Origin of the sequence: Sphingomonas rhamnosi, from assembly GCF_036663615.1 — a bacterium.
Taxonomy (GTDB): Bacteria; Pseudomonadota; Alphaproteobacteria; order Sphingomonadales; family Sphingomonadaceae; genus Sphingomonas.
Genome location: NZ_JAXOJJ010000008.1, coordinates 25,287 through 46,224, shown reverse-complemented (window position 1 = coordinate 46,224; position 20,938 = coordinate 25,287). Strand labels below are relative to the sequence as shown.

The window sequence follows — 20,938 nt, the reverse complement described above, 5'->3', positions numbered from 1 at the left end:
ACACCGCATGACCGCGCTTCCACCCGCTATCGCGATGCTCGCGGCGTTCGCCTGCCTGATCGGCGGCGGTATGCTCATCGCGAAGAAGCGTGACGTGCGGAAGGGCGTGCTGATGCTGGTGATGGCCGCTGTGTTGATCGGCAACGTCGCGATCTGGACACTCTAGCAGGTTACTCGGCGGGTCGGCCCCGCGTCTTCACGAGCCGGAAAAACGCCAGCATCGCCACTCCCGTCACCAGCATCGTCGCCGCCAGACCCGCGATCGGTCCCCCCAGGGACGCGATCGCGGCGCCGGCTGCCACCCCCGGAAACGGCAGCGCGATCAGCAACGCCCAGCCGATCCAATGGATCGGAGTCGCGCTGAACTTGCCGGGATAGGGCCGGCTATAGACGAACCAGGCGGTCCGCCGCGTCACCGGATCGGCGAGTTCGGGTCGAGCCGCATATCCAGATACTTGTCCACGCTGCCCATCAGCTGCGGCATCTCGTGTTCGAAGAAGTGGTTGGCCTTCGGGATCGTGTCGTGATGGATCGTGATGTGCTTCTGCGTGCGCAGCTTGTCGACCAGCTTCTGCGTAGCACCCGGGGTGGCGACCTCGTCGCCTTCGCCCTGGATGATGATCCCGCTCGAAGGGCAGGGTGCCAGGAAGGTGAAGTCATACAGGTTCGCCGGCGGCGCGATCGAGATGAAGCCGCGGATCTCCGGGCGGCGCATCAGCAGCTGCATGCCGATCCACGCGCCGAAGCTTACGCCCGCGATCCACGTCGTCTGCGCCTCGGGATGGAAGCTCTGCACCCAGTCGAGCGCGCTCGCCGCATCGCTCAGCTCGCCGACGCCATTGTCGAACACGCCTTGGCTCTTGCCGACGCCGCGGAAGTTGAACCGCAACGTGGCGAACCCGCGCCGCTGGAACGTCTTGTACAGCTGCTGGACGATCGCGTTGTTCATCGTGCCGCCGGCCGACGGGTGCGGATGCAGGATCATCGCGACCGGTGCGCGCGGGCGCGGGCCCGGGGCGAAACGACCTTCGAGACGGCCTTCGGGACCGGGGAAAATGACTTCTGGCATGGGACACTCGCGGGGCTGGGGCGCACTCGGGTGGAGTGGCGGAATATGCGCGCTATATAAGCCACACGCCTCTTTCCGCAATTGGAACCGATCCTGCCCCGCACCTATCTCGACCACGCCGCGACCACGCCGATGCGCCCGGAGGCCATCGCCGCGGTGGCGGAGGGGATGACACGCTGGGCGAATCCCTCGTCGCCGCATGCCGAAGGCCGCGCGGCGCGGGCGGCACTGGAGGATGCGCGGCGGCGGATCGCGGTAGCGCTCGACTGGCCGCATCACGTCATCCTGACCAGCGGCGCGAGCGAGGCGATCGCGCTGGCGTTCCGTGGGCGCGGCGACATGGCCATGCTCGCGGTCGAGCACGATGCGGTGTTGCGCGCAGGGCAGGGGCAGATCATTCCGGTCGACGGCGAGGGCCGCATTGCTGCGGTGCCGGCGGGCTCCGTCGCGGTCCAGTCCGCCAACAGCGAGACCGGCGTCCTCCAGGACGCCGCCGGCGCGACGCTTAGCGACTGTTCGCAGACCGCGGGCAAACTCCCGCTCCCCGACGCCGATCTGATCGTCGTCTCGGCGCACAAGCTCGGCGGCCCGCCGGGCATCGGCGCGCTGCTGGTCCGCGACCTCGCGCTGCTCGATCCCACCGGCGGCCAGGAGCGCGGCTACCGCGCCGGCACCGAGAATTTGCCGGGCGCGCTCGGTTTCGCCGCCGCGCTGGAGGCGCCGCGCGACTGGTTCGACGCCATGCCGGCCCTGCGCGCGCAGCTCGACGCGGCGGTGGTCGAGCATGGCGGCGAGATCGTCGCCGCCGCATCCCCCCGCATTCCGACGATCGCGGCCTACCGCATGCCCGGCGTGTCGTCGGCGGCGCAGCTGATCCGCTTCGACATGGCCGGCTTCGCGGTCTCGGCGGGCAGCGCCTGCTCGTCGGGCAGCATGCGGCCCAGCCACGTCCTTGCCGCGATGGGCTATCCCCCGGAGGTCGCGTCGGAAATCGTCCGGGTCAGCTTCGGCTGGACCACGACCGCCGACGACGTCGCCCGCTTCGCCGAAGCCTGGACCCGCACCGCCCGCGACGTGAAGCGGGCCGCATGACCTATCTCGACTATCAGGCGACGACCCCGCTCGCGCCCGAAGCCCTGACGGCGATGCTCCCCTGGCTCGAATCGCAGCACGCCAACCCGCATTCCCCGCACCGCGAAGGCCGCCGCGCAAAGGCCGCCGTCGAGATCGCCCGCGACCAGATCGCCGCGCTGCTTCCCCCCGGCGGCACCGTCGCCTTCACCAGCGGCGCGACCGAGGCGCTGAACTGGGCGATCAAGGGCACGACCGGCGGAATCGTCACGCTCGCCACCGAACATGCCGCCGTCCTCGACACCGTGCAGGCGAGCGGTCGCCCGGTCACGGTCCTGCCGGTCGGCGCGGACGGTCTTGTCGATCTCTCCGTCGCCCGCGCTGCGATCACGCCGGGCACCGGGCTGGTCGCCGCGATGCTGGTCAACAACGAGATCGGCGTGATCCAGCCGATCGCCGCGCTCGCCGACCTCGCGCACGAAGCCGGCGCGCTGATGCTGTGCGACGCGGTCCAGGGCTATGGCCGCGTGCCGATCCCCGAGACGGTCGACCTCGTCGCCATCTCCGCGCACAAGATTCACGGCCCCAAGGGAGTCGGCGCGCTATGGATCCGCGATGGTGTCGAACTCGCAGCCCTGCTGCACGGCGGTGCGCAGGAAGCGCCGGGCCGCTCGGGCACGCTGTCGCCTGCGCTCTGTGCGGGGTTCGGAGTCGCGGCGCGACTGATGGCGGAGCGGCATGATGCGGACGACGCGAACGTCTTCCAACTGTTCGGGTTCGCCCATTCACTGCTCGGTGGCTGGCAGGTCAACGGCGCGCTTGACCACCGCTATTTCGGCAATCTCAATATCCGCCGCGACGGGCTCGACGTGAACCGGCTGATGTCCGACTTGCGCGACATCGCCTTCTCCGCGGGTTCGGCCTGTGCCAGCGGGTCGGGTCGCTCGAGCCACGTCCTTCGCGCGATCGGTCTCACCGACGCGCAGGCGCGATCGAGCATCCGCCTCGGCTTCGGCCGCTACACCACCCAGGCCGAGCTGGCCGAAGCGATCGGCTCGATCGTCGCCGCGGCAGAAGGACAATGGCCATGATCGTCCACTTCATCGCGCGCGATGGCGCGACCAGTTCTGTCGAAGCCGACGAGGGCGCCCGTCTGCTCGACGTCGCACAGGCCGATGGCCAGCCGCTGGAGGGCACCTGCGAAGGCGATCTCGCCTGCGCGACGTGCCACGTCATCATCGACGCGGCCGACTTCGCCCGTCTGCCGCCGGCGAGCGAGGACGAGGAGGACATGCTCGACCTCGCCCGCAACGCCACGCGCACAAGTAGGCTGGCGTGCCAGATTCGCCTGACCGCTGCGCTCGATGGGCTGACCGTGCGGATGCCGGGCTAAGGCCACCGACCTCTACACTGTACCCCGGCGAAGGCCGGGGCCCAGTTGGGGGACGCATATTGGAGGGTGCGATCCTTCGTGACATCGACCTTCCCAACTGGGCCCCGGCCTCCGCCGGGGTACAGTGAGCACACCCCAAACCTTACAGCCGCACAACACCGGGTTCAGCAAAGGTGCACGCCGACGGGCCCAATCTCCCCTCATCGCCCTAATGTAAGGGGCCAGAGAGAGGAGTTTCGATGATGAAGATGATTGCCATGCTCGGCGCCGCAGCCCTCGCGGTCGGCGCGATTGGTGCCGCTCCGGCGGACGCGCAGCGCTACGGCTATGATGGCCATCGCGGCGGTCCGGGTTGGAACGGCGGCGGCTATCGCGGCGACCGGGGATATCGCGGCTATCGTGGCGGTTATCGCCACCAGGGCTATCGCGGACATCGCGGCTATGGCCGGTCGCGCGTCGTCTGCCGGATCCAGCGCGGCTATTACGGCCCCGTCCGCCGGTGCTTCCGCATTTATCGCTAGGCCGCGGAACCGTTTCGCATCCGTAACATTATAGCATCGGACCGTTAACGTCCGCTTATTCGGAGAGTATTCCATGAAATTGTTCACCATCGCCGCCGCCGGCCTCGTCGCACTCACCGGTCTGGCTCCCGTCGGCGTCGCCGCCGAAGCGTCCGCGCAGCGTACCGTCGTCCATGAGCGCACCGTCGTGCGTCACAACGACAATCGCCCGGGCTTCCGCCACCGCATCCGCACCCGCCAGGTGTGCCGCAACGTCTATCGCAACCATCATCGCCAGCGCGTGTGCCGCACGGTCCGTATCAACCGCTGACGTAACGGCCGCTAATCCGGCTTGAACATGCCGCCCGACCCCGCCATAGGCGACGCGGGAGTCGGGCGGACGAGGTCGTCGCCAACCTGGTCAGATCCGGAAGGAAGCAGCCACAACGATTCCGCCGCGGGTCGTCCCGGCTCCCACCGCGAACGTTGCAAAGCAACATGAGCGCGGCCGGCGGGCAAAGCCCGTCCGACACAGCCTGTCCTGAGCGCCTGCCTTGGCAGGCAGTCGAAGGGCGGCTCCGCCGCGGCGCGCCCCCTTCTACCCTCAACGTCATTCGGCAGACCTTAGTGTGCTTCCCACCCCGGCGAAGGCCGGGGCCCAAGTGGGATGGCCGTGTAACGGAGCGCCGCCCTCGCCACAGGCGTTGCCCAATTGGGCCCCGGCCTTCGCCGGGGTGGACGTGGGGTGGGATTTTCCGCTGTCCTACATGCCGGCTTCGGGTCACGACGAGAGCATGGCCTACCGAATCGCCAACCACCCCGTTATGCCTAGCTCGTTCCGGCATCGATCGTGCGGCACGTCCTCGCGCTTCGGTTTCGCGGCGTCATGGACCCCGGACCAAGTCCGGGGTGACGAAACGAGGTGCGCGCATCCGCAAAAACCGCGCCAGCGTCCCAACATTCACAACATTCGCGCCCTTCGACACCGCGCCCCACACCGGCTATGACGCCCGCAATGTCCGACTCCTTCGATCTAGGCGAACCCCCGCAGCCCGCCGCCAAGCCGGACGCGGCCTACCGCGTCCTCGCGCGCAAATATCGCCCGCAGACCTTTTCCGAGCTGATCGGCCAGGACGCGATGGTCCAGACGCTCGGCAACGCGATCAAGCGCGACCGGCTCGCCCACGCCTTTTTGATGACCGGCGTCCGCGGGGTGGGCAAAACCTCGACCGCGCGGCTGATCGCCAAGGCGCTCAACTGCATCGGCCCGGACGGGCAGGGCGGTCCGACGATCAATCCGTGCGGCGTCTGCGAGCCGTGCCGGGCGATCGCCGAGGGCCGGTTCATGGACGTCATCGAGATGGACGCCGCCAGCCATACCGGCGTCGACGACGTCCGCGAGATCATCGACGCGTCGCGCTATTCCGCGGTCAGCGCGCGCTTCAAGATCTACATCATCGACGAAGTCCACATGCTCACCAAGAACGCGTTCAACGCGCTCCTGAAGACGCTGGAAGAGCCGCCCGCGCATGTGAAATTCCTGTTCGCGACGACCGAGGTCAACAAGGTGCCGGTCACGGTGCTGTCGCGCTGCCAGCGCTTCGACCTGCGCCGCATCTCCGCCGAACAGCTCGCAGCCCACTTCGCCTGGGTGTCCGAGCAGGAAGGCGTCGTCGCCGAACCCGAAGCGCTGATGCTGATCGCCCGCGCCGCGGAAGGCTCCGCGCGCGACGGCCTGTCGATCCTCGACCAGGCGATCGCGCATGGCAGCCTCGACGGTGCGGGTGTCACTGCCGACGCGGTCCGGCAGATGCTCGGCCTGTCCGATCGCGGCGCGGTGCGTGACCTGCTCGGGCTGATCCTCAACGCCGATGCGGCGGGCACGCTCGCGTCGCTGCGCCGGCAATATGATTACGGCGTCGATCCGGTGTCGGTGCTGCGGTCGTTGATGGAGACCGTTCACGGCATCACGCTGACCAAGGTCGGCACGCCGCCCGACGCAGCGCAACCGATGGAAGAGCGTACCGCCCGTGCCGAATGGGCGGCGGCCTTGTCGTTCCCGGCGCTGCACCGCCTATGGCAGCTGTTTCTCAAGGGTCATGACGAGGTCGCCAAGGCCGCGCTGCCGATCGAGGCGGCAGAAATGGCGCTGCTCCGCGCGATCCACGCGTCGACCTTGCCCGATCCCGGCGAGCTCGCGCGGCAGATCGCCAGCGGCGCGCCGATGCCGACGATCGCCGCACCCGTCGCGCCGGCGCCTGCGCCCCCACCGGCGCCCGAACCCGTCGCGACCGGCCCGCTGTTCCCCGAGACGTTCGAGGCGCTGGTCAACCATCTCGACGACAACGGCTCGATCGCGATCGCCGCGCGTCTGCGTCACGGCGCCCGCGTCGTGAGCTACGCCCCGCCCGAGATCGTGCTCAGCGGCAGCCGCCCGATCTCCGCCGACACGCTCGGCGATTTCACCGCGGCGCTGAAGGCGCTGACCCAGACGGTGTGGCGCGTGACGCTGGCGGACGCCCCCGGCGAGCCGACGTTGCGCGAAATGCAGGAGGCGGCTGACGCGGCGAACAAGCAGCACTATATGGAAAGCCCCATGATGAAGGCCGCGCGCGAGGCGTTCCCCGACGCGGAACTCGAAACCTGGCCGAGCCAACGGAGCAACGCATGAAGAACATCGATGAAATCCTCGCCATGGCGCAGAACGTCCAAAGCGAACTCGAAAAGGCGCAGGCCAATCTCGACACGATCGAGGTCGAGGGCGCCTCGGGCGGCGGCCTGGTCAAGGTCAAGGCGTCCGCCAAGGGCCGCATCATCGGCATATCGATCGACGATTCGCTGATGGTCCCGGCCGAGAAGCAGATGCTCGAAGACCTGCTGACCGCCGCGTTCAATGACGCCCGGACCAAGGCCGATGCGGTCTCGGGCACCGAAATGTCGAAGATGACCAGTGGCTTGCAGTTGCCGCCGGGCTTCAAGCTGCCGTTCTAAGCGCTCGATCCTACCCCTTAAACGTTCGTGCTGAGTAGAGACTGAGTAGCCCAAAGGGGCGTATCGAAGGCTTCGTATCGAAGCATAGGTTGCGAGCGCCACCCTGTCCTTCGATACGCTACTTCGACAAGCTCAGCAGCTACTCAGGACGAACGGGGGCTGGGGTGCCTAGGCTCTCCTGATCCGGTAGGGCCCGGCCCGCGCCGCAAGCGGCGCGCCCTTCCAACTCAACCGCACCAGCCCCTCCGTGACCAGCTGATCGACGGCCGCATGCACCACCGGCATAGCCTCCCGCCAAGCCGAAGCATCAAACCCCGCAACGAGCGCCCGAGCCACCTCGCTCGGACACACCGTCGCCTCGGGCGCCCGCCGAGCAACCAGCGCCATCACCGCATCCCGCGCAATCACTTCAGGCACGCATCCAGCCCATCGTTCCGCACCACACCGACCCGCCGCGACAGCGTATTCCCGTGCTTCCTGACGAACCCGTGCGGATCGATTGCGGCACGTTTCTTGGGCAGCGGCAGCACCGCCGCGATCCGCCCGGCCTCCGTCGGCGACAGCTTCGACGCGTCATGATGGAAATACCGCATCGCCCCCGCATTGGCCCCGTACGTGCCGATCCCGGTTTCGGCGATGTTCAGATACACCTCCATGATCCGCGGCTTGCCCCACAGCGCCTCGATCAACACCGTGAAATACGCCTCGAACACTTTCCGTACATAACCGCCGCCCTGGAACAGGAACGCGTTCTTCGCGGTCTGCTGGCTGATCGTCGAGCCGCCGCGGATCCGCCCACCCTTCGCGTTGCGCGCCACCGCGCCGGCGATCGCGCGGAAATCGAAGCCGTTGTGCGTGCAGAACCGCGAATCCTCGCCGGCGATCGCCGCGCGCGCCATGTCGGGATCGATCTTCGATAGCGGCATCCAGTCCTTGGTCACGCCGTGCCCCGCGACGACGTCGCCCATCATCGTCCAGGTGAAGGGCGGCGGCACGAACCGGTAGAGCCCGACCCAGGCGACCGTCACGATGACGAACAGCAGCGCGGCTTTCAGGACGATGCGAAGGACAGAAACGAGCATCCGCGCTCCTTATGCGATCACGCGCCGCTGGCAAATCGCGCGCGCCGCGGCGACGCCGGTCGCGTAGGCGCCGTGCGCGGTCGAGAAGTCGTGGGGGTGGCACGCCTCGCCCGCGAAGAAGATGCGGTCGTCGACGGGTGCGGCGAGCACCGCGCGCTGGCCGGCGTGGCCGACCCGCGCGTGGCTGTAGCTGCCGCCGATATACGGCACCTGCCGCCAGCGCGTTGCGCCGAGCGGGGTCAACCGCCGTCGCCAGTCGCTGCCGAGCAACGCGACGAGTTCGTCGATTGCGAACTGCGCAGCGTCGCCGTCCTCGAGCGCCTCGGCGCAGTCGCCGCCGAAGAAGCTTTCGACGATCGGCAGACCGAACGGTGACAGCCGGTGACTGGCCGTGCAGGCGCTGTAGGGGTTGCCGACGAGGTGCGCGTTGGCCGGCCATTCGGGTCCGTCGACCGCGAGAAACACCTTGTCGGCGAGCCCCAGCGGCAAGGCGTCCGCTGCGGCTTGTTTCTCGGGGAGCGGCGGGTCGAACGCCAGATCCTCACGCGCCAGGACCGTGGTGGGAACGCAGACGATGACGCGGTCCGCATCGATCGTCCCCGCCGGCGTCTCCAGCTTCAGGCGAAGGCCGCGATGATCGATCCGCGTGACCGGGGTCGACAAGCGTACGGGAATTCCCGCGGCATGACCGGTGACCACGGTTCCATAGCCCTCGACCACCGCCCAATTGTCGTCGGTCGCGGCGTCCTCATAGGCGGACCAGTCGTGCAGCGAGACCTGTGTCAGCGGCGCGCCATTGGCATAGCCGGAGATCGCATCGATCATCCCGCGCCAGCGATCGTCGGGCGCGATGAAGTCGGAGAGCGGCCGGTCGACGCCGCCGAGCGCCGCATGCGCCCGCTCGCTCCACGCGCCGAACGCGGCGTGCGCAGCCTTCTGATCTTCGGGGGGATAGCCGAGGTCGCGCCACTGGGTGCGCCAGTTGGCTGAGGACCGGTCCACGGTGAAGCCTGCAGCTTCGGCAATGGTGGTCCATGGGTTCCGTGCGGCAGAGTGCAGCCAGCCACAGCCTTCGTCGAGGGTTGCCCAACGACCCATTCCCGTCGCCCCAGCGAAGGCTGGGGTCTCCCAGTTCGGGTCACCGCCGCGCGAACCACGGGAGACCCCAGCCTGCGCTGGGGTGACGGGCGAGGGTAGGGGAAGCGACACACTCCGCGCGCGTCCGCCGAGACGGTCCCCCGCCTCTACCAGCAGCACGTCCTCGCCCGCATCATGCAACGTCCGGGCGGCAGCAATACCGGCCGCACCGCCGCCGATGACGACGGTGCGGGCCATCTTATACGGTGAGCAGGCGCTTCTCGCCGGCGATCCGCATCATCGCCTTTTGCAGCTTCTCGAACGCGCGCACCTCGATCTGGCGGACGCGCTCGCGCGACACGTTATAGACCTGCGACAGCTCCTCGAGCGTCTTCGGGTCGTCGGTCAAGCGCCGCTCCGTCAGGATGTGCTGCTCGCGCTCGTTCAAATCGTCCATTGCCGACACCAGCATCGAGTGCCGGACATCGGCCTCCTGCGCGTCGGCGACAATCTTGTCCTGCAACGGCGCGTCGTCCTGCAGCCAATCCTGCCACTGGCCGTCGCCATCCTCGCGCATCGGCACGTTGAGCGAGGTGTCGCCGCCCATCGCCATGCGGCGGTTCATGCTGGTGACCTCGGCTTCGGTCACCCCTAGATCGGTCGCGATCTTGGTGAGGTGCTCGGGCCGCAGATCGCCGTCCTCGAACGCATCCAGCCGGCTCTTCATCCGGCGAAGGTTGAAGAACAATTTCTTCTGGGCGGCTGTGGTGCCCATCTTTACGAGGCTCCACGAGCGCAGGATATATTCCTGGATCGACGCGCGGATCCACCACATCGCGTAAGTCGCGAGGCGGAACCCCCGGTCGGGCTCGAACTTCTTCACGCCCTGCATCAGCCCGATATTGCCCTCGGAGATCAGCTCCGAAGTCGGCAGGCCATAGCCGCGATAGCCCATCGCGATCTTCGCCACGAGGCGAAGGTGCGAGGTGACGAGCTGCGCCGCAGCATCTGTGTCGCCATGTTCCTGGAAACGCTTGGCGAGCATGAATTCCTGCTCGGGCTGCAGGATCGGGAATTTCTTGATCTCGGCGAGATAGCGATTGAGGCCCGCTTCGCTGCCGAGCGCGGGAATGGTCGCCGGGACGTTGCTGCGAGCTGCCATGATCTGAATTCCCTTTCCTGAAGTGCGTGCTGCAATGCGGCATCGCACCCGATAGCTATACGTGAAGGTGACTGAACAGTTCCTGCATATCGGCAGGCATTTCGCTGTCGAACGCCAGAGCGACCATACTCACGGGATGAATGAACCCGAGGCGCGCGGCATGCAAGGCCTGCCGCCGGAAACCCAGCGTTTCGAGCAGCGACTTTTGAGCATGTTTTGTTCTACCATAAACCGGGTCGCCCAGCAAGGCGTGGCCCAGCGACGCCATGTGGACGCGGACCTGATGCGTGCGTCCGGTTTCGAGCCGGCACTCGACCAATGCTGCATCGCGAAGCGGGGTCAGCGTTGTGTAATGCGTCACCGCACGCTTGCCGCTGGCGACGATCGCGATCTTCTTGCGGTTCTGCGGGCTGCGCGCGAGCGGCGCGTCGATGGTTCCGGCGGACGGGCGCGGCACCCCGCCGACGATGGCCTTGTAGCGCCGGTCGATGCTGTGATCGGCGAACTGGCGCGCCAGACCTTCGTGCGCGCGGTCCGACTTGGCGGCCACCATCAGCCCCGACGTGTCCTTGTCGATCCGGTGCACGATCCCCGGCCGCGCGACTCCGCCGATACCGGACAGGTTGCCCGCGCAGTGGTGCAGCAACGCGTTGACCAGCGTCCCGTCGAAGTTCCCCGCGGCCGGATGGACGACGAGCCCGGCGGGCTTGTCGATCACGATCAGATCGTCATCTTCATAGGCAACCACGAGCGGGATATCCTGCGCCTCGTTGTGGAGCGGCGTGGGGGCAGGGACGGCGACCGCGAAGACCTGGCCAGTGGCCGCGCGTCGCGACGCGTCGCTGACCGGTCGGCCGTTGTGCGACACAGCACCCGCCGCGATCAGCGCCTGGACCCGCGCGCGCGACATCTCGGGCAGCGCATCGGCGAGCGCGCGGTCGAGCCGCAGCCCGTCGCTCGCCGCCGTAATCGATGCTTCGATGGTGGAAACCCCCCGGTCCATGCGGTAGCGATGTGGCGATGGGCGTGTCGATTTCAAGCGGACTTCTGGCGACGCTAATCGCCGCGGCGGATGCGTCGCCGGACGCGGAGATCTGCGGGTTGCTGCTGGGGGCAGGGGATTGGATCGCTGCGGCGGAACCCTGCGCGAACGTCGCCCCGAATCCCGCGCGGACGTTCGAGATCGATCCTGCAGCGCTGTTCGCTGCGTATCGGCGGGCGCGGGGCGGCGGGCCCGCGGTGGTCGGGCATTACCATTCGCATCCTTCAGGCGCGCCTGTCCCGTCGCCGCGCGATGCGGCACAGGCGATGGGCGATGGCGCGCTGTGGCTGATCCTCGGCGGTGGTAAGGCGCGGCTGTGGCGCTCGGTCGAGGTGGGGGCGTTCGTCGAGGAAGTGCTCGTCTAGTAGTCGTGCAAAAGCGGGAGCGCTGGAGTTGCGAGAGCGGCACTGCTTGACCTTGGGGCTCGATCCTCACCGGAGAACGGCTTGCGCCTTCGTACGCGCCCCGCCACAAAGCCGGCTTGTGACGAAGGGATTTCCATGACTGTCAGCCCGGTCGAGTTTGCGAGCCTGTTGTGTTCGCGATTGTGCCACGACCTGTTGTCCCCGGTGGGGGCGCTCAACAACGGGCTGGAACTGCTCGCCGACGAGACCGATCCGGCGATGCGCGAGCGATGCATGGAACTGCTCGCGGACAGCGCGCGCGTCTCGGCCAGCAAGCTCAAATTCTTCCGCCTTGCCTTCGGCGCGGCGGGCGGATTCGGCGAAATGGTGGCCACCGATGAAGCGCGCGGCGCGATCGAAGGGCTGATCGCGGAAAACCGGCGCATCGACTTCCACTGGGCGGTTGAGGAGGCGACGATGCCCAAGACCGCGATCAAGGTGCTGATGAACCTCGCGCTGATGGCAAGCGAGTCCTTGGTCCGTGGCGGTCGCATGGAGATCGGCGGCGAGGACAATGAGGGGCATCTGGAGATCGTCGTGAAGATCGAGGGCGCGCGCATCGTCCTCGACCCCGAGATCCGTCGCACGCTGATCGAGGGCGAGGGCGTCCACACCGTCACCCCGCGCGCCGCGGCGGCATACATGATCAACACGCTGGTGACCGAAGCCGGCGGGACGGTGCTGGTGTCCGAGCCTGCCGAGGGAATCATGATCTTCGGCGCGGTGTTCAACGGGCGATAGCGTCGGCAAAGCTAACGCAGTTTTAACCTGAGCCGGTCATGACGGCCCCCTATCCGCGGGGCCTGCATGGACGATCTGCTACAGGAATTCATTGCCGAAACCCGCGAGACGCTCGAGGCGATTTCGGGGGAGATCGTCGCATGGGAAGCCGCGCCCGGCGATCGTGCACGGCTCGATGCGATCTTCCGGTTCGTCCACACCGTCAAGGGCAGCTGCGGGTTTCTCGACCTGCCACGGCTCGGGCGGCTGAGCCATGCCGCCGAGGACGTGCTCGCCGCGGTTCGCGACGGCACCCGCGTTCCCGACGCCCGGTTGGTCGACGCCGTGCTCGCGATCGTCGATCGGATCGGCGAACTGGTCGAGGCGATCGATGCCGGCGTCGGGCTCGACGATTCGAGCGAAGACCTGCTGATCGCAGCGCTGGCGGAAGACGCGCGGCCGGCGGCGACGTCGGCGCCGGTCGGCGGCAGCCGTAGCGCCAGCCGCAGCGTCCGGTTGAACGTCGACCTGCTCGACCGGATGATGAGCGGAATGTCGGACATGGTGCTGGCGCGCAACGAACTGGCGCGGCGGCTGCGCGACGGCGTTCCCGATCCTGCGGTCGAGGCGGCGCTGGAACGGCTGTCGCTGACGGTCGCCGACATGCGCGATACCGTGACGCGGACGCGGATGCAGCGGATCGACGCGCTGTTCTCGGCGCTGCCGCGGACGGTCCGCGACGCCAGCGGCGAACTGGGCAAGACCGTCAACCTGGTCATCGAGGGCGCCGACGTCGAGCTCGACCGCGAGATGATCGAGCTGATGCGCGATCCGCTGGGGCACATCATCCGCAACGCGGTCGATCATGGTATCGAATCGCCGGCGGACCGCGCGGTCGCGGGCAAAGCATCGACCGGCCGTCTCGTCGTCTCGGCGCGCCAGTCGGGGAACCAGATCCTGATCGAGGTCGCCGACGACGGCCGCGGCATCGACACCGCCCGCCTGGTCGCCAAGGCGCGCCAGCAGGGACTGTACAGCGACGCCGAGCTGGCAGCGATGGACGACACGGGCCGGCTCAACCTGATCTTCCATGCCGGGCTGTCGACACGCGATACCGTGACGGCGATCTCGGGCCGGGGCGTGGGCATGGACGTGGTGCGCGCCAATATCGAACAGATTGGCGGGCGGATCGTGCTGACCAACCTCCCGGGCAAGGGGCTCGGCATCGTCATCCATGTGCCGCTGACGCTGTCGATCCTGTCGACGATCGTCGTCGGCGTCGGCGCGCAACGCTTCGCGCTCGCCCGGCAGACGATCGAGGAGATCGTCCGCGTGCGCGGCGATCAGGTGCGGATCGACATGATCGGGGACGCGTCGACGGTGGCGGTGCGCGGGCGACGGATGCCGCTGGTGTCGCTGGGCGCGCTGCTGAACGTCGATGCGATGCCGCCGACCAACCTCGTCGTCATCTCGACGCGCGAGGGCGACTACGCGCTCGGGGTCGATACCGTGCTGGATACCGAGGAGCTCGTCGTGAAACCCGCCTGCGCTGCGGTGATGGCGACCGGGATCTATGCGGGCATGACCTTGCCAGACAGCGGACTGCCGATGCTGCTGCTCGACGGCGGCGGAATCGCGGCGGTCGCCGGACTGGTGTTCGTACCCAAGTCCCTTGCCGACGACGCCGCGGTCGAGCCCGAGGAACCGGGCGTCCAGGCGTTGCTGTTCGACGATCTCGACGCGCATCGTCGCGCGATCGCGCTGGCGGTGATTGACCGAGTCGACACGGTGCCGGTCGGCATGATCTGCTTTGCAGCCGGCGCGATGCGGCTGACGATCGATGGCACCACCGTTCCGCTCCACATCGTCGGCGATCTGGGGGCGCGCACCGAAGTGGCGGTGCTCCGGCTGACCGACGGTGAGAGCGAGATGGCGTATGCGATCGCCGAACCGATCGAGATCGTCATCCTGCCCAAGGCGATGGGTCCGGCGCGCGGCGGTGGACCGATCGCCGGCGTGGTCATGATCGGCGACGAGCCGGTCGAGCTGATCGACCCGCATGCGCTGTTCGCGGGCGAGCCGGTGACGCGCGCGACCCAACCCGTGTGTCTGTTGCAGGTCGACGGGTCGGGGTGGATGGAGACGTTTCTGAAGCCGGCGCTCGAGGCGTCGGGCTATCGTTGCGTGACCAGCCTGGGCGCCGGCGAACAGCCCGCGATCGCGTTGGCGATGGAGGATGCCGTGGTCGCCGAGACGCTGGCGCCGGTCGTCACGCTGCGCCGCAATCGCACCGGGCAGGGCGCCGACGACGCCAGCATCTATCGCTACGACCGGCCGGCGCTGATCGAGGCGATGGCGACGCGAGTCGCCCGCAAGGGATCGCGCTGATGGAACTGTTCCTGATCGCCCAGATCGCCGGCCGCGGCGTCGCCATTCAGTCGGGGCAGGTCGATTCGGTCGTCGACATCGGCGACGTGGTCGCGGTTCCGCTCGCTGATGATGCCGTCCGTGGCCTCGCCGCGCTCCGCAGTCGTGTCGTGACCGTCATCGATACCGGCATCGCGCTGGGGCTCGACCCCACCCCCGCCGACGCGCGGCGCGCCGTGATCACGCGGGTCGATGGTCATCACTACGCGGTGCTGGTCGATGCGCTGGACGATGTCGCGGTGTTCGATCCCTTGGCCCTGCCGCCGGGCCTCGCGCTCGATCGCGGCTGGGCGCGCGCCGGCGTGGGGATCGTCGAGCGCGACGGCGAGCCGCTGCTGATCCTCGATCTGGCCGCGGTCGTCCCCGGCGCGGCGACGGTTCTTGTATAAAAAAGCGTCGCTTAACGCGACGCTTACCCTTTCGACCGTAGCAGGCGGCGAGTGAACTCCGGAAGGCCCTCCATGAAGACCTGTCTTGTCGTCGATGATTCCAAGGTGATCCGCAAAGTCGCGCGCCATATCCTCGAGACACTGGATTTCTCGGTCAGCGAAGCCTGTGACGGGCGCGAAGCGCTGAAGGCGTGCCAGGAGTCGATGCCCGACGTGATCCTGCTCGACTGGAACATGCCGGTAATGAACGGGATGGATTTCCTGCGCGCGCTGCGCGAGGCCGAGGTACCGCGGCGGCCCAAAGTGGTGTTCTGCACGACCGAGAACGGCATGGCCTATATCCGCGCCGCGATCGAAGCGGGCGCCGACGAATATGTCATGAAGCCGTTCGATCGCGAGACGCTGGAAAGCAAGCTCCAGATCGTCGGCATGGCCTGATCCGGACCCGCCCGCCATGATCCGACCGGTTCCATCGCGGTTCGCCGCGTTTCCGCACGACGACAAGGCGCGGGTGCTGATCGTCGACGATTCGGTCGTCGCCCGCGCGGTGATGGGGCGGATGATCGACGCGAGCGAGCGCTTCTGGGTTGCCGGTGCGGTCGGTACGGCCAAGGCTGCGCTCGACTTCCTCGGCCGCGTCGTGGTCGACTTCATCCTCCTCGATATAGCGATGCCGGGTATCGACGGACTGACCGCGTTGCCCGACCTGATCGCAGCCGGGGGTAGCGCGAAGGTGCTGATCGTTTCGTCTTCGGCAGACGAGGGCGCCGCCACGACGATCCAGGCGCTGGCGCTGGGTGCCGCGGAAACGCTCGCCAAGCCGGAATCGAGCGCGGCGCTGTCGGCGCAGTTCGGTCGCGCGCTGCTCGACAAGCTCGAACGGCTCCGCGACCCCCACCTGCCGTCACCGCGGACCGCGGCCCAGGTCGTCGCGCTTCCCGTGAGTTCGGCGCCGACGATCCCCAACGCCACCAGCGACGACTATGACATCGTCGCGATCGGCGCCTCGACGGGCGGAATCCACGCGCTGAGCCAGCTGCTCCGTGCACTGCCGGTCGGATTTCGCCTGCCGATCGTCGTCACCCAGCATCTGCCGACCTCGTTCATGCCCTATTTCGCGGCGCAGCTCGCGGTGCTTGGCGGACGCCCCTGTGATGTCGCGACCGACAGCCTGCGGATCCGCGCCGGTCGCATCGTCGTCGCACCCGGCGACGCGCATCTCAAATGCGTGAAGCTCGCCGACGGCGGCGCGGCGTTGCGGCTGGTGACGGACCCCGCGGCAAGCGGCTGCATGCCCTCGGTCGATCCGATGCTGGCATCGATGGCGGACGTCTACGGCGCACGGATGCTGGCGGTCGTGTTGAGCGGCATGGGCCGTGACGGCGCCGACGGTGCGCGCCGCGTGCACGACGCGGGGGGCTGCGTCATCGCGCAGGACCAGGCGAGCTCGGTGGTGTGGGGCATGCCGGGTGCCGTCGCCGCGGCCGGCATCGCCGATGCGGTAATGACCCCCTACGCGATCGGCCGCCTCGTCGCGTCGCGCCGCCGTCCATGAGCGTCCAACCGCAACCCGCCTTTTCGCCTCCGCCGGTCGCGTCGGCGAGCAGCATCACCGTCCTGACCGCTCTGCTCGAGGCCCGGACGGGGCAGCAGATCGCCGCCTATCGGTCGTGGCGGATGGACACCGCGCTGAAACCGTTGTTGCGCGAACGCGATCTCGATACGCTCGATCAGCTCGTGACTCACCTGCTGGAGGGGAACGATCGGGTGATCGGCGACCGGATCGTGGACGCGTTGCTCAACCAGGAAACGAGCTTCTACCGCGACGCGCAGGTCTTCGACTCAATCACCGCCGCGGTCGCGCAGGCCGAGGCCGAACGGCGCCGCGTGCGGATCTGGTGCGCAGGATGCTCGACCGGGCAGGAACCGCTCTCGCTGGCGATGCTGTTCGCCGAACGGCACGAGGCGAGCGGCGCGCCAATACCCGAAATCGTCGCGACCGACGTGTCGAACACCGCGATCGCCCGCGCGCGTGCCGGCCGCTTCAGCCAGTTCGAGATTCAGCGCGGACTGCCGATCCGCCGCATGATGCGCTGGTTCGACAGTGCTGAGGGCGACTGGGTCGCGAAGCCCGAATTGGTACAGATGGTCGCATTCCGTCGCGCCAATCTGGTCGCCGACGCGCCGCCGCCGGGCCGGTTCGACGTCGTGCTCTGCCGCAACGTGCTGCTCTATCTGTCGACCGATACCAAGGCGCAGGTATTCCCGCGGATCGCAACGGCGATGCGGCCCGGCGGGTTGCTGATACTGGGGGCAGGAGAGACGGTGATCGGCCAGACGCGCGCGTTCGAACCGAGCCGGCGCTTCCGCGGCTGCTACGAGCAGGTCGGCTAGCGTTGCGGGTGACCGCGCAGAACGGCAAGCCCTATTACCTCGCCGGTCGGTTGCCGCTACGGTCCCGTCGAATGGCGAAGGGACAGCGCGCTTGAGGATCATCGATACGCCTTCGCCCAATTTCGACGAACGGCTGCTGCCGATCACGATGATCGTGCTGCATTATACCGGCATGCAGGACGGCGCGTCGGCGATCGCGCGGCTGCGCGACCCCGAAGCGAAGGTCTCGTCGCATTATCTGATCGACGAGGACGGCACCGTGGTGCGCATGGTCGACGAGGACAAGCGCGCCTGGCACGCTGGCCGATCGCATTGGCGCGGGATCGAGGACGTCAATTCGGCGAGCGTGGGGATCGAGATCGTCAATCCCGGCCACGAGTTCGGCTATCGTCCGTTTCCGCCCGAACAGATCGCCGCGCTGCTGCCGCTGGTCGCGGAGATCAAGGATCGGTACGAGATCACCCGCGGCAACGTCGTCGGCCATTCCGACATCGCGCCCGCCCGCAAGCGCGACCCGGGCGAGCTGTTCCCCTGGCACGAGCTATCGAGGCGTCGCCTGGCGCTGCCGCGGCCGACCAAGCATCTGATGGACCCGTGCTGGACCGAGGGCGGCTTCTGTCTCGCGCTCGAACGCTTCGGCTACGATGTCAGCAACCGGATGGCGGCGATCATGGCGTTCCAGCGCCGCTTTCGCCCCGAACTGGTGGACGGTGAGATCGACGCCGAATGCCGGATGATCCTGCTCGCGTTGCTGCTTCCCAAACCGCTGGGGGACGACTAGGGGTCTGCGCGCCAGAGGGTCGGGCGGCCGCGGGTGTTTTAGAGCACGCGAGGAAAGTCCGGGCTCCGCGGAACGACGGTGCCGGGTAACGCCCGGCGGGGGCGACCCCAGGGACAGTGCCACAGAGAGCAGACGGCTAAACTCCAGCGCAGGCTGGGGCAGTCAGAGTGAAAGGGTGCGGTAAGAGCGCACCGCGCGCCTGGTAACAGGGGCGGCACGGCAAACCCCACCGGGAGCAAGACCGAATAGGGGTGGCACATGGGCTTCGTTCCAGCTCGTCACCCGGGTTGGTTGCTTGAGGCGGCGCGCAAGCGTCGTCCTAGAGGAATGGTCGCCCAACTTCCGGTCGAAGGACCGGGAATGGACAGAACCCGGCTTACAGACCCTCTGGCACTTTCGCGCAAAGCAGCGCACAATCTCCCGAGGGATCAGGGGGATATGATGCGGATTCGATCGATTGGCGCGCTGGGGACGGCGTGTCTGGCCCTCTCTGCTGCGGCAGCACAGGTGCCGACCTTGCAACAGGACTTCGAAGCCGCCGCGGCGCTCGACGCGAAAGGCGACAAGGCAGCCGCGCTGGCAGCGTGGGAAAAGCTCGAGGCGCGCACCAAGCCTGGCTCGCGCAGCCGCGGAATCGCGCTGGTGCGCAAGAGCCGCGCGCTGTTCGCCTTGCAGCGATCCGACGACGCGGTGCAGGCGGCCCGCGCGGGACTCGCTTTGTTACCGGCCAGCGACCCGTCGCTCGCCGAAGATCGCTGGCGTGCCTATTTCAACCTCGGCGGCGTGGCGCAGGACGCGATCGATTATGCGAGCGCCGACGAAGCCTATGCCGCTGCGGAAAAGGCATCGCCCGATTCCGCGCACCGCATGGCGGCGATGGCGGCGTTCGTCGAAACCGCTGTCTTCGTCGATCCCGCGGCAGCCACGGCGATGCTGGCGCGGGCGGACGCGCTCGCGGCCGCCGAGCCTTTCGACAAGGTGTCGAAAGCGGTCATTGCACGCCGCCACGCATTGCTTCTGCTCAACCGTGGCGACTTTGCCGGCGCGCGAACGCATGCCGCAGAGGCGGTCAAGCTGCTGGGCGGACTGACGTCGCAGACCGACATCCGCGACGTCTCGGCGCGGTCGGACGCGGCGATCGCGGCGCTGCTTGCGGGCAAGAGCGACGAGGCGCGCCGCTACATGGCGATGACCGGGGCGGGGCGACTGACCAAGGGCACGTTCGATCCGGCGGTGCAGATGACCCCGCCCGACTGTGGCGGGGAGGCGGGACTGAAGCCGCAGGACATGGCGGTCGTCGAGTTCAGTATCGCGAATGACGGCACCGTGTTCGGCGTCGCACCGATTTACGCGGCGGGCGGCGGCAAGGTCGCGATGGAGTTCGCGCGTGCCGCGCGCGGCTGGTCGTGGACGCCGGAACAGGTCAAGGAACTGCCGCCGTTCTTTCGCGCCAACGTCCGCGTCGAGATGCGCTGCTCGACGAGCTTCGAACGGCCCTCGCTCACCACGTTGCTCCAGTCCGAAACCCGCGCCTGGCTCGCGACCAAGGGATTGATCGCGCCCGACGACCAGCATGGAGGTGACGCCGCGGCGGTTGGGCGACAGCGCGCGGCCCTTGCGGCGGCCGAGGCGAAGGCGGGGGCCACGGCGCTTGCGGTGCTACCCGCGCTATACGCGCTCGCCGCCAACAGCGTCGTCGGGCGTGAGGAATCGCACGCCCTGTGGAGCCGGGCCCGCGGCGTCGCGCAGGCGAACGCCGCGCCGCCGCTCGTGCGCCTGACCTTCGAGATGCCGGAGCGCCTGACCGCGACGTCGGACAACTGGCGCGGCAATGTGTATCGCCGCGTCCTGACTCCTTTGCTGGCCGATCCCGTCTACGCCGCCGATCCGTCGGCGCGCGCTGCCATCCGGCTGTTGCTGGCCGATAACGAACGCCGCACCAACAGCGAGCGCTCGCGCACTCTGTTGCGCGAAGTTGCCGACGATTCGGCCTTGCCGGGCAATGATCCGATGCGCGTCGGCGCGCTGATCCGGCTCGCGTCCGCCGAAGAGGCGAACGGCAACAAGCAGGCCGCACGGGCCTCGTTCGAGAAATCAGGCTTGGCGGCGAATCAGTGCGCCATCCTCGACAACCCTCCGCGGCTGGTGTCCGCCGGCGGGACCTTTCCCGAGGAAGCGCATATGTGGGGGTTCGAGGGATGGACGCAGACCCAGTTCGACGTCGCGGCCGATGGGAAGGTGCTCAACGAGCGCGCGGTGCTGAGCTACCCGCCGTTCATCTTCACGCGCGCTGGGGTGCAGACCATGTCGGACTCGCGGTTCAGCAAGACCTTCCGGCCCGACGGGGGAGTCGGTTGCGGCGGGCTGACGCGCCGGGTTGCGTTTCGGCTGCCGTAAACGGCCCGTCCTCCTGACCATGGTCAGGAGGACGGGTGC

At 68.0% G+C, this 20,938-nt stretch carries 24 protein-coding genes and 2 other RNA genes; 19 read left to right on the top strand and 7 right to left on the bottom strand.

The features are described 5' to 3' along the window. The first annotated feature begins 7 nt into the window (after nt 1-7). Entirely contained in the window at nt 8-166 is a 159-nt protein-coding gene (locus U1701_RS15720; RefSeq protein ID WP_332783521.1) for a hypothetical protein, read from the top strand. Nucleotides 167-170: 4 nt separating this feature from the next. Here the strand turns inward: U1701_RS15720 and U1701_RS15715 are convergent, their stop codons facing one another. Together U1701_RS15715 and U1701_RS15710 are read right to left on the bottom strand one after the other, a co-directional pair. Beyond that, the gene (locus U1701_RS15715; protein ID WP_332783520.1) at nt 171-416 is read right to left on the bottom strand and encodes a hypothetical protein; all 246 of its coding nucleotides are present in this window, start codon (nt 414-416) and stop codon (nt 171-173) included. Beyond that, nucleotides 413-1,069 carry an alpha/beta hydrolase gene (locus U1701_RS15710; RefSeq protein WP_056015710.1) on the bottom strand — a complete coding sequence of 219 codons (657 nt, stop codon included), beginning with the start codon at nt 1,067-1,069 and terminating at the stop codon, nt 413-415. The genes U1701_RS15715 and U1701_RS15710 overlap by 4 nt, the downstream gene beginning before the upstream one ends. Before the next feature lie 90 nt (nt 1,070-1,159). Here U1701_RS15710 and U1701_RS15705 point away from each other — a divergent pair, with 90 nt between their 5' ends. The 8 genes from U1701_RS15705 to U1701_RS15670 all read left to right on the top strand — a co-directional run bounded on the left by U1701_RS15705 (nt 1,160) and on the right by U1701_RS15670 (nt 7,024). Then, on the top strand, nt 1,160-2,161 hold the full coding sequence (locus tag U1701_RS15705; protein WP_332783627.1) for a cysteine desulfurase family protein: 1,002 nt from the start codon (nt 1,160-1,162) through the stop codon (nt 2,159-2,161). Then, nucleotides 2,158-3,231, top strand: coding sequence for a cysteine desulfurase family protein (locus U1701_RS15700; RefSeq protein WP_332783519.1), 1,074 nt, complete (start codon nt 2,158-2,160; stop codon nt 3,229-3,231). The genes U1701_RS15705 and U1701_RS15700 overlap by 4 nt, the downstream gene beginning before the upstream one ends. Further along, on the top strand, nt 3,228-3,533 hold the full coding sequence (locus U1701_RS15695) for a 2Fe-2S iron-sulfur cluster-binding protein (protein WP_443026076.1): 306 nt from the start codon (nt 3,228-3,230) through the stop codon (nt 3,531-3,533). The genes U1701_RS15700 and U1701_RS15695 overlap by 4 nt, the downstream gene beginning before the upstream one ends. 239 nt (nt 3,534-3,772) lie before the next feature. Then, nucleotides 3,773-4,054: a hypothetical protein gene (locus U1701_RS15690; protein WP_332783517.1), complete on the top strand. Its 282-nt coding sequence runs from the start codon at nt 3,773-3,775 to the stop codon at nt 4,052-4,054. Between the two features lie 73 nt (nt 4,055-4,127). Further along, the gene (locus U1701_RS15685; protein ID WP_332783516.1) at nt 4,128-4,364 is read left to right on the top strand and encodes a hypothetical protein; all 237 of its coding nucleotides are present in this window, start codon (nt 4,128-4,130) and stop codon (nt 4,362-4,364) included. A 55-nt stretch (nt 4,365-4,419) separates the two neighbouring features. Next, nucleotides 4,420-4,513, top strand: an RNA gene (gene ffs, locus U1701_RS15680) — signal recognition particle sRNA small type. A gap of 535 nt (nt 4,514-5,048) precedes the next feature. Beyond that, nucleotides 5,049-6,704 (top strand): DNA polymerase III subunit gamma/tau, encoded by a 1,656-nt coding sequence (locus U1701_RS15675; RefSeq protein ID WP_332783515.1) that lies wholly within the window; start codon nt 5,049-5,051, stop codon nt 6,702-6,704. Next, on the top strand, nt 6,701-7,024 hold the full coding sequence (locus U1701_RS15670) for a YbaB/EbfC family nucleoid-associated protein (RefSeq protein ID WP_332783514.1): 324 nt from the start codon (nt 6,701-6,703) through the stop codon (nt 7,022-7,024). The genes U1701_RS15675 and U1701_RS15670 overlap by 4 nt, the downstream gene beginning before the upstream one ends. A gap of 168 nt (nt 7,025-7,192) precedes the next feature. Here U1701_RS15670 and U1701_RS15665 read toward each other — a convergent pair whose 3' ends face one another. The 5 genes from U1701_RS15665 to U1701_RS15645 are packed head-to-tail and all read right to left on the bottom strand — an operon-like array spanning nt 7,193 to nt 11,348. Next, nucleotides 7,193-7,411: a DUF3253 domain-containing protein gene (locus tag U1701_RS15665; protein WP_332783626.1), complete on the bottom strand. Its 219-nt coding sequence runs from the start codon at nt 7,409-7,411 to the stop codon at nt 7,193-7,195. Nucleotides 7,412-7,428: 17 nt separating this feature from the next. Then, nucleotides 7,429-8,106, bottom strand: a complete 678-nt coding sequence (mtgA, locus tag U1701_RS15660; protein WP_332783513.1) for a monofunctional biosynthetic peptidoglycan transglycosylase — start codon at nt 8,104-8,106, stop codon at nt 7,429-7,431. Between the two features lie 9 nt (nt 8,107-8,115). Continuing rightward, nucleotides 8,116-9,441 carry a flavin monoamine oxidase family protein gene (locus U1701_RS15655; protein WP_332783512.1) on the bottom strand — a complete coding sequence of 442 codons (1,326 nt, stop codon included), beginning with the start codon at nt 9,439-9,441 and terminating at the stop codon, nt 8,116-8,118. A 1-nt stretch (nt 9,442) separates the two neighbouring features. After that, nucleotides 9,443-10,345: an RNA polymerase sigma factor RpoH gene (rpoH, locus tag U1701_RS15650; RefSeq protein WP_332783511.1), complete on the bottom strand. Its 903-nt coding sequence runs from the start codon at nt 10,343-10,345 to the stop codon at nt 9,443-9,445. Nucleotides 10,346-10,400: 55 nt separating this feature from the next. Beyond that, nucleotides 10,401-11,348, bottom strand: coding sequence for an RluA family pseudouridine synthase (locus tag U1701_RS15645; protein WP_332783510.1), 948 nt, complete (start codon nt 11,346-11,348; stop codon nt 10,401-10,403). 17 nt (nt 11,349-11,365) lie between these two features. On the opposite strand from U1701_RS15645, the gene U1701_RS15640 reads away from it, so the two are divergent. The 10 genes from U1701_RS15640 to U1701_RS15595 all read left to right on the top strand — a co-directional run bounded on the left by U1701_RS15640 (nt 11,366) and on the right by U1701_RS15595 (nt 20,899). Further along, nucleotides 11,366-11,752 (top strand): M67 family metallopeptidase, encoded by a 387-nt coding sequence (locus U1701_RS15640; RefSeq protein ID WP_332783509.1) that lies wholly within the window; start codon nt 11,366-11,368, stop codon nt 11,750-11,752. Nucleotides 11,753-11,887: 135 nt separating this feature from the next. Beyond that, nucleotides 11,888-12,532: a histidine phosphotransferase family protein gene (locus tag U1701_RS15635; protein ID WP_332783508.1), complete on the top strand. Its 645-nt coding sequence runs from the start codon at nt 11,888-11,890 to the stop codon at nt 12,530-12,532. Between the two features lie 66 nt (nt 12,533-12,598). Beyond that, entirely contained in the window at nt 12,599-14,899 is a 2,301-nt protein-coding gene (locus tag U1701_RS15630; RefSeq protein ID WP_332783507.1) for a chemotaxis protein CheA, read from the top strand. Then, nucleotides 14,899-15,327 (top strand): chemotaxis protein CheW, encoded by a 429-nt coding sequence (locus tag U1701_RS15625; protein ID WP_332783506.1) that lies wholly within the window; start codon nt 14,899-14,901, stop codon nt 15,325-15,327. Before U1701_RS15630 ends, U1701_RS15625 begins: the two co-directional genes overlap by 1 nt. A gap of 72 nt (nt 15,328-15,399) precedes the next feature. After that, a complete protein-coding gene (locus U1701_RS15620) occupies nt 15,400-15,765 on the top strand; it encodes a response regulator (RefSeq protein ID WP_332783505.1) in 366 nt (121 codons plus the stop codon). A gap of 16 nt (nt 15,766-15,781) precedes the next feature. Continuing rightward, entirely contained in the window at nt 15,782-16,882 is a 1,101-nt protein-coding gene (gene cheB, locus U1701_RS15615) for a chemotaxis-specific protein-glutamate methyltransferase CheB (RefSeq protein ID WP_332783504.1), read from the top strand. Next, nucleotides 16,879-17,721 carry a CheR family methyltransferase gene (locus tag U1701_RS15610; protein WP_332783503.1) on the top strand — a complete coding sequence of 281 codons (843 nt, stop codon included), beginning with the start codon at nt 16,879-16,881 and terminating at the stop codon, nt 17,719-17,721. The genes cheB and U1701_RS15610 overlap by 4 nt, the downstream gene beginning before the upstream one ends. A 148-nt stretch (nt 17,722-17,869) precedes the next feature. Beyond that, complete coding sequence (locus U1701_RS15605) at nt 17,870-18,502, top strand: N-acetylmuramoyl-L-alanine amidase (protein WP_443026080.1); 633 nt, start codon at nt 17,870-17,872, stop codon at nt 18,500-18,502. 11 nt (nt 18,503-18,513) lie between these two features. After that, an RNA gene (rnpB, locus tag U1701_RS15600) (RNase P RNA component class A) lies at nt 18,514-18,897 on the top strand. A gap of 43 nt (nt 18,898-18,940) precedes the next feature. Beyond that, nucleotides 18,941-20,899 (top strand): hypothetical protein, encoded by a 1,959-nt coding sequence (locus U1701_RS15595; RefSeq protein WP_332783501.1) that lies wholly within the window; start codon nt 18,941-18,943, stop codon nt 20,897-20,899. Nucleotides 20,900-20,938 lie beyond the last annotated feature (39 nt).

Bases quoted from the DNA above. Each gene is read 5' to 3' on its own strand.
- U1701_RS15710 (WP_056015710.1), bottom strand. From the start codon at position 1,069: ATGCCAGAAGTCATTTTCCCCGGTCCCGAAGGCCGTCTCGAAGGTCGT.
- U1701_RS15605 (WP_443026080.1), top strand. From the start codon at position 17,870: ATGATCGTGCTGCATTATACCGGCATGCAGGACGGCGCGTCGGCGATC.
- cheB (WP_332783504.1), top strand. From the start codon at position 15,782: ATGATCCGACCGGTTCCATCGCGGTTCGCCGCGTTTCCGCACGACGAC.
- U1701_RS15610 (WP_332783503.1), top strand. From the start codon at position 16,879: ATGAGCGTCCAACCGCAACCCGCCTTTTCGCCTCCGCCGGTCGCGTCG.
- mtgA (WP_332783513.1), bottom strand. From the start codon at position 8,106: ATGCTCGTTTCTGTCCTTCGCATCGTCCTGAAAGCCGCGCTGCTGTTC.
- U1701_RS15640 (WP_332783509.1), top strand. From the start codon at position 11,366: ATGGGCGTGTCGATTTCAAGCGGACTTCTGGCGACGCTAATCGCCGCG.
- rpoH (WP_332783511.1), bottom strand. From the start codon at position 10,345: ATGGCAGCTCGCAGCAACGTCCCGGCGACCATTCCCGCGCTCGGCAGC.
- U1701_RS15625 (WP_332783506.1), top strand. From the start codon at position 14,899: ATGGAACTGTTCCTGATCGCCCAGATCGCCGGCCGCGGCGTCGCCATT.
- U1701_RS15695 (WP_443026076.1), top strand. From the start codon at position 3,228: ATGATCGTCCACTTCATCGCGCGCGATGGCGCGACCAGTTCTGTCGAA.
- U1701_RS15645 (WP_332783510.1), bottom strand. From the start codon at position 11,348: ATGGACCGGGGGGTTTCCACCATCGAAGCATCGATTACGGCGGCGAGC.
- U1701_RS15655 (WP_332783512.1), bottom strand. From the start codon at position 9,441: ATGGCCCGCACCGTCGTCATCGGCGGCGGTGCGGCCGGTATTGCTGCC.
- U1701_RS15635 (WP_332783508.1), top strand. From the start codon at position 11,888: ATGACTGTCAGCCCGGTCGAGTTTGCGAGCCTGTTGTGTTCGCGATTG.
- U1701_RS15620 (WP_332783505.1), top strand. From the start codon at position 15,400: ATGAAGACCTGTCTTGTCGTCGATGATTCCAAGGTGATCCGCAAAGTC.
- U1701_RS15720 (WP_332783521.1), top strand. From the start codon at position 8: ATGACCGCGCTTCCACCCGCTATCGCGATGCTCGCGGCGTTCGCCTGC.
- U1701_RS15665 (WP_332783626.1), bottom strand. From the start codon at position 7,411: ATGGCGCTGGTTGCTCGGCGGGCGCCCGAGGCGACGGTGTGTCCGAGC.
- U1701_RS15700 (WP_332783519.1), top strand. From the start codon at position 2,158: ATGACCTATCTCGACTATCAGGCGACGACCCCGCTCGCGCCCGAAGCC.
- U1701_RS15675 (WP_332783515.1), top strand. From the start codon at position 5,049: ATGTCCGACTCCTTCGATCTAGGCGAACCCCCGCAGCCCGCCGCCAAG.
- U1701_RS15690 (WP_332783517.1), top strand. From the start codon at position 3,773: ATGATGAAGATGATTGCCATGCTCGGCGCCGCAGCCCTCGCGGTCGGC.
- U1701_RS15595 (WP_332783501.1), top strand. From the start codon at position 18,941: ATGATGCGGATTCGATCGATTGGCGCGCTGGGGACGGCGTGTCTGGCC.
- U1701_RS15630 (WP_332783507.1), top strand. From the start codon at position 12,599: ATGGACGATCTGCTACAGGAATTCATTGCCGAAACCCGCGAGACGCTC.
- U1701_RS15685 (WP_332783516.1), top strand. From the start codon at position 4,128: ATGAAATTGTTCACCATCGCCGCCGCCGGCCTCGTCGCACTCACCGGT.
- U1701_RS15670 (WP_332783514.1), top strand. From the start codon at position 6,701: ATGAAGAACATCGATGAAATCCTCGCCATGGCGCAGAACGTCCAAAGC.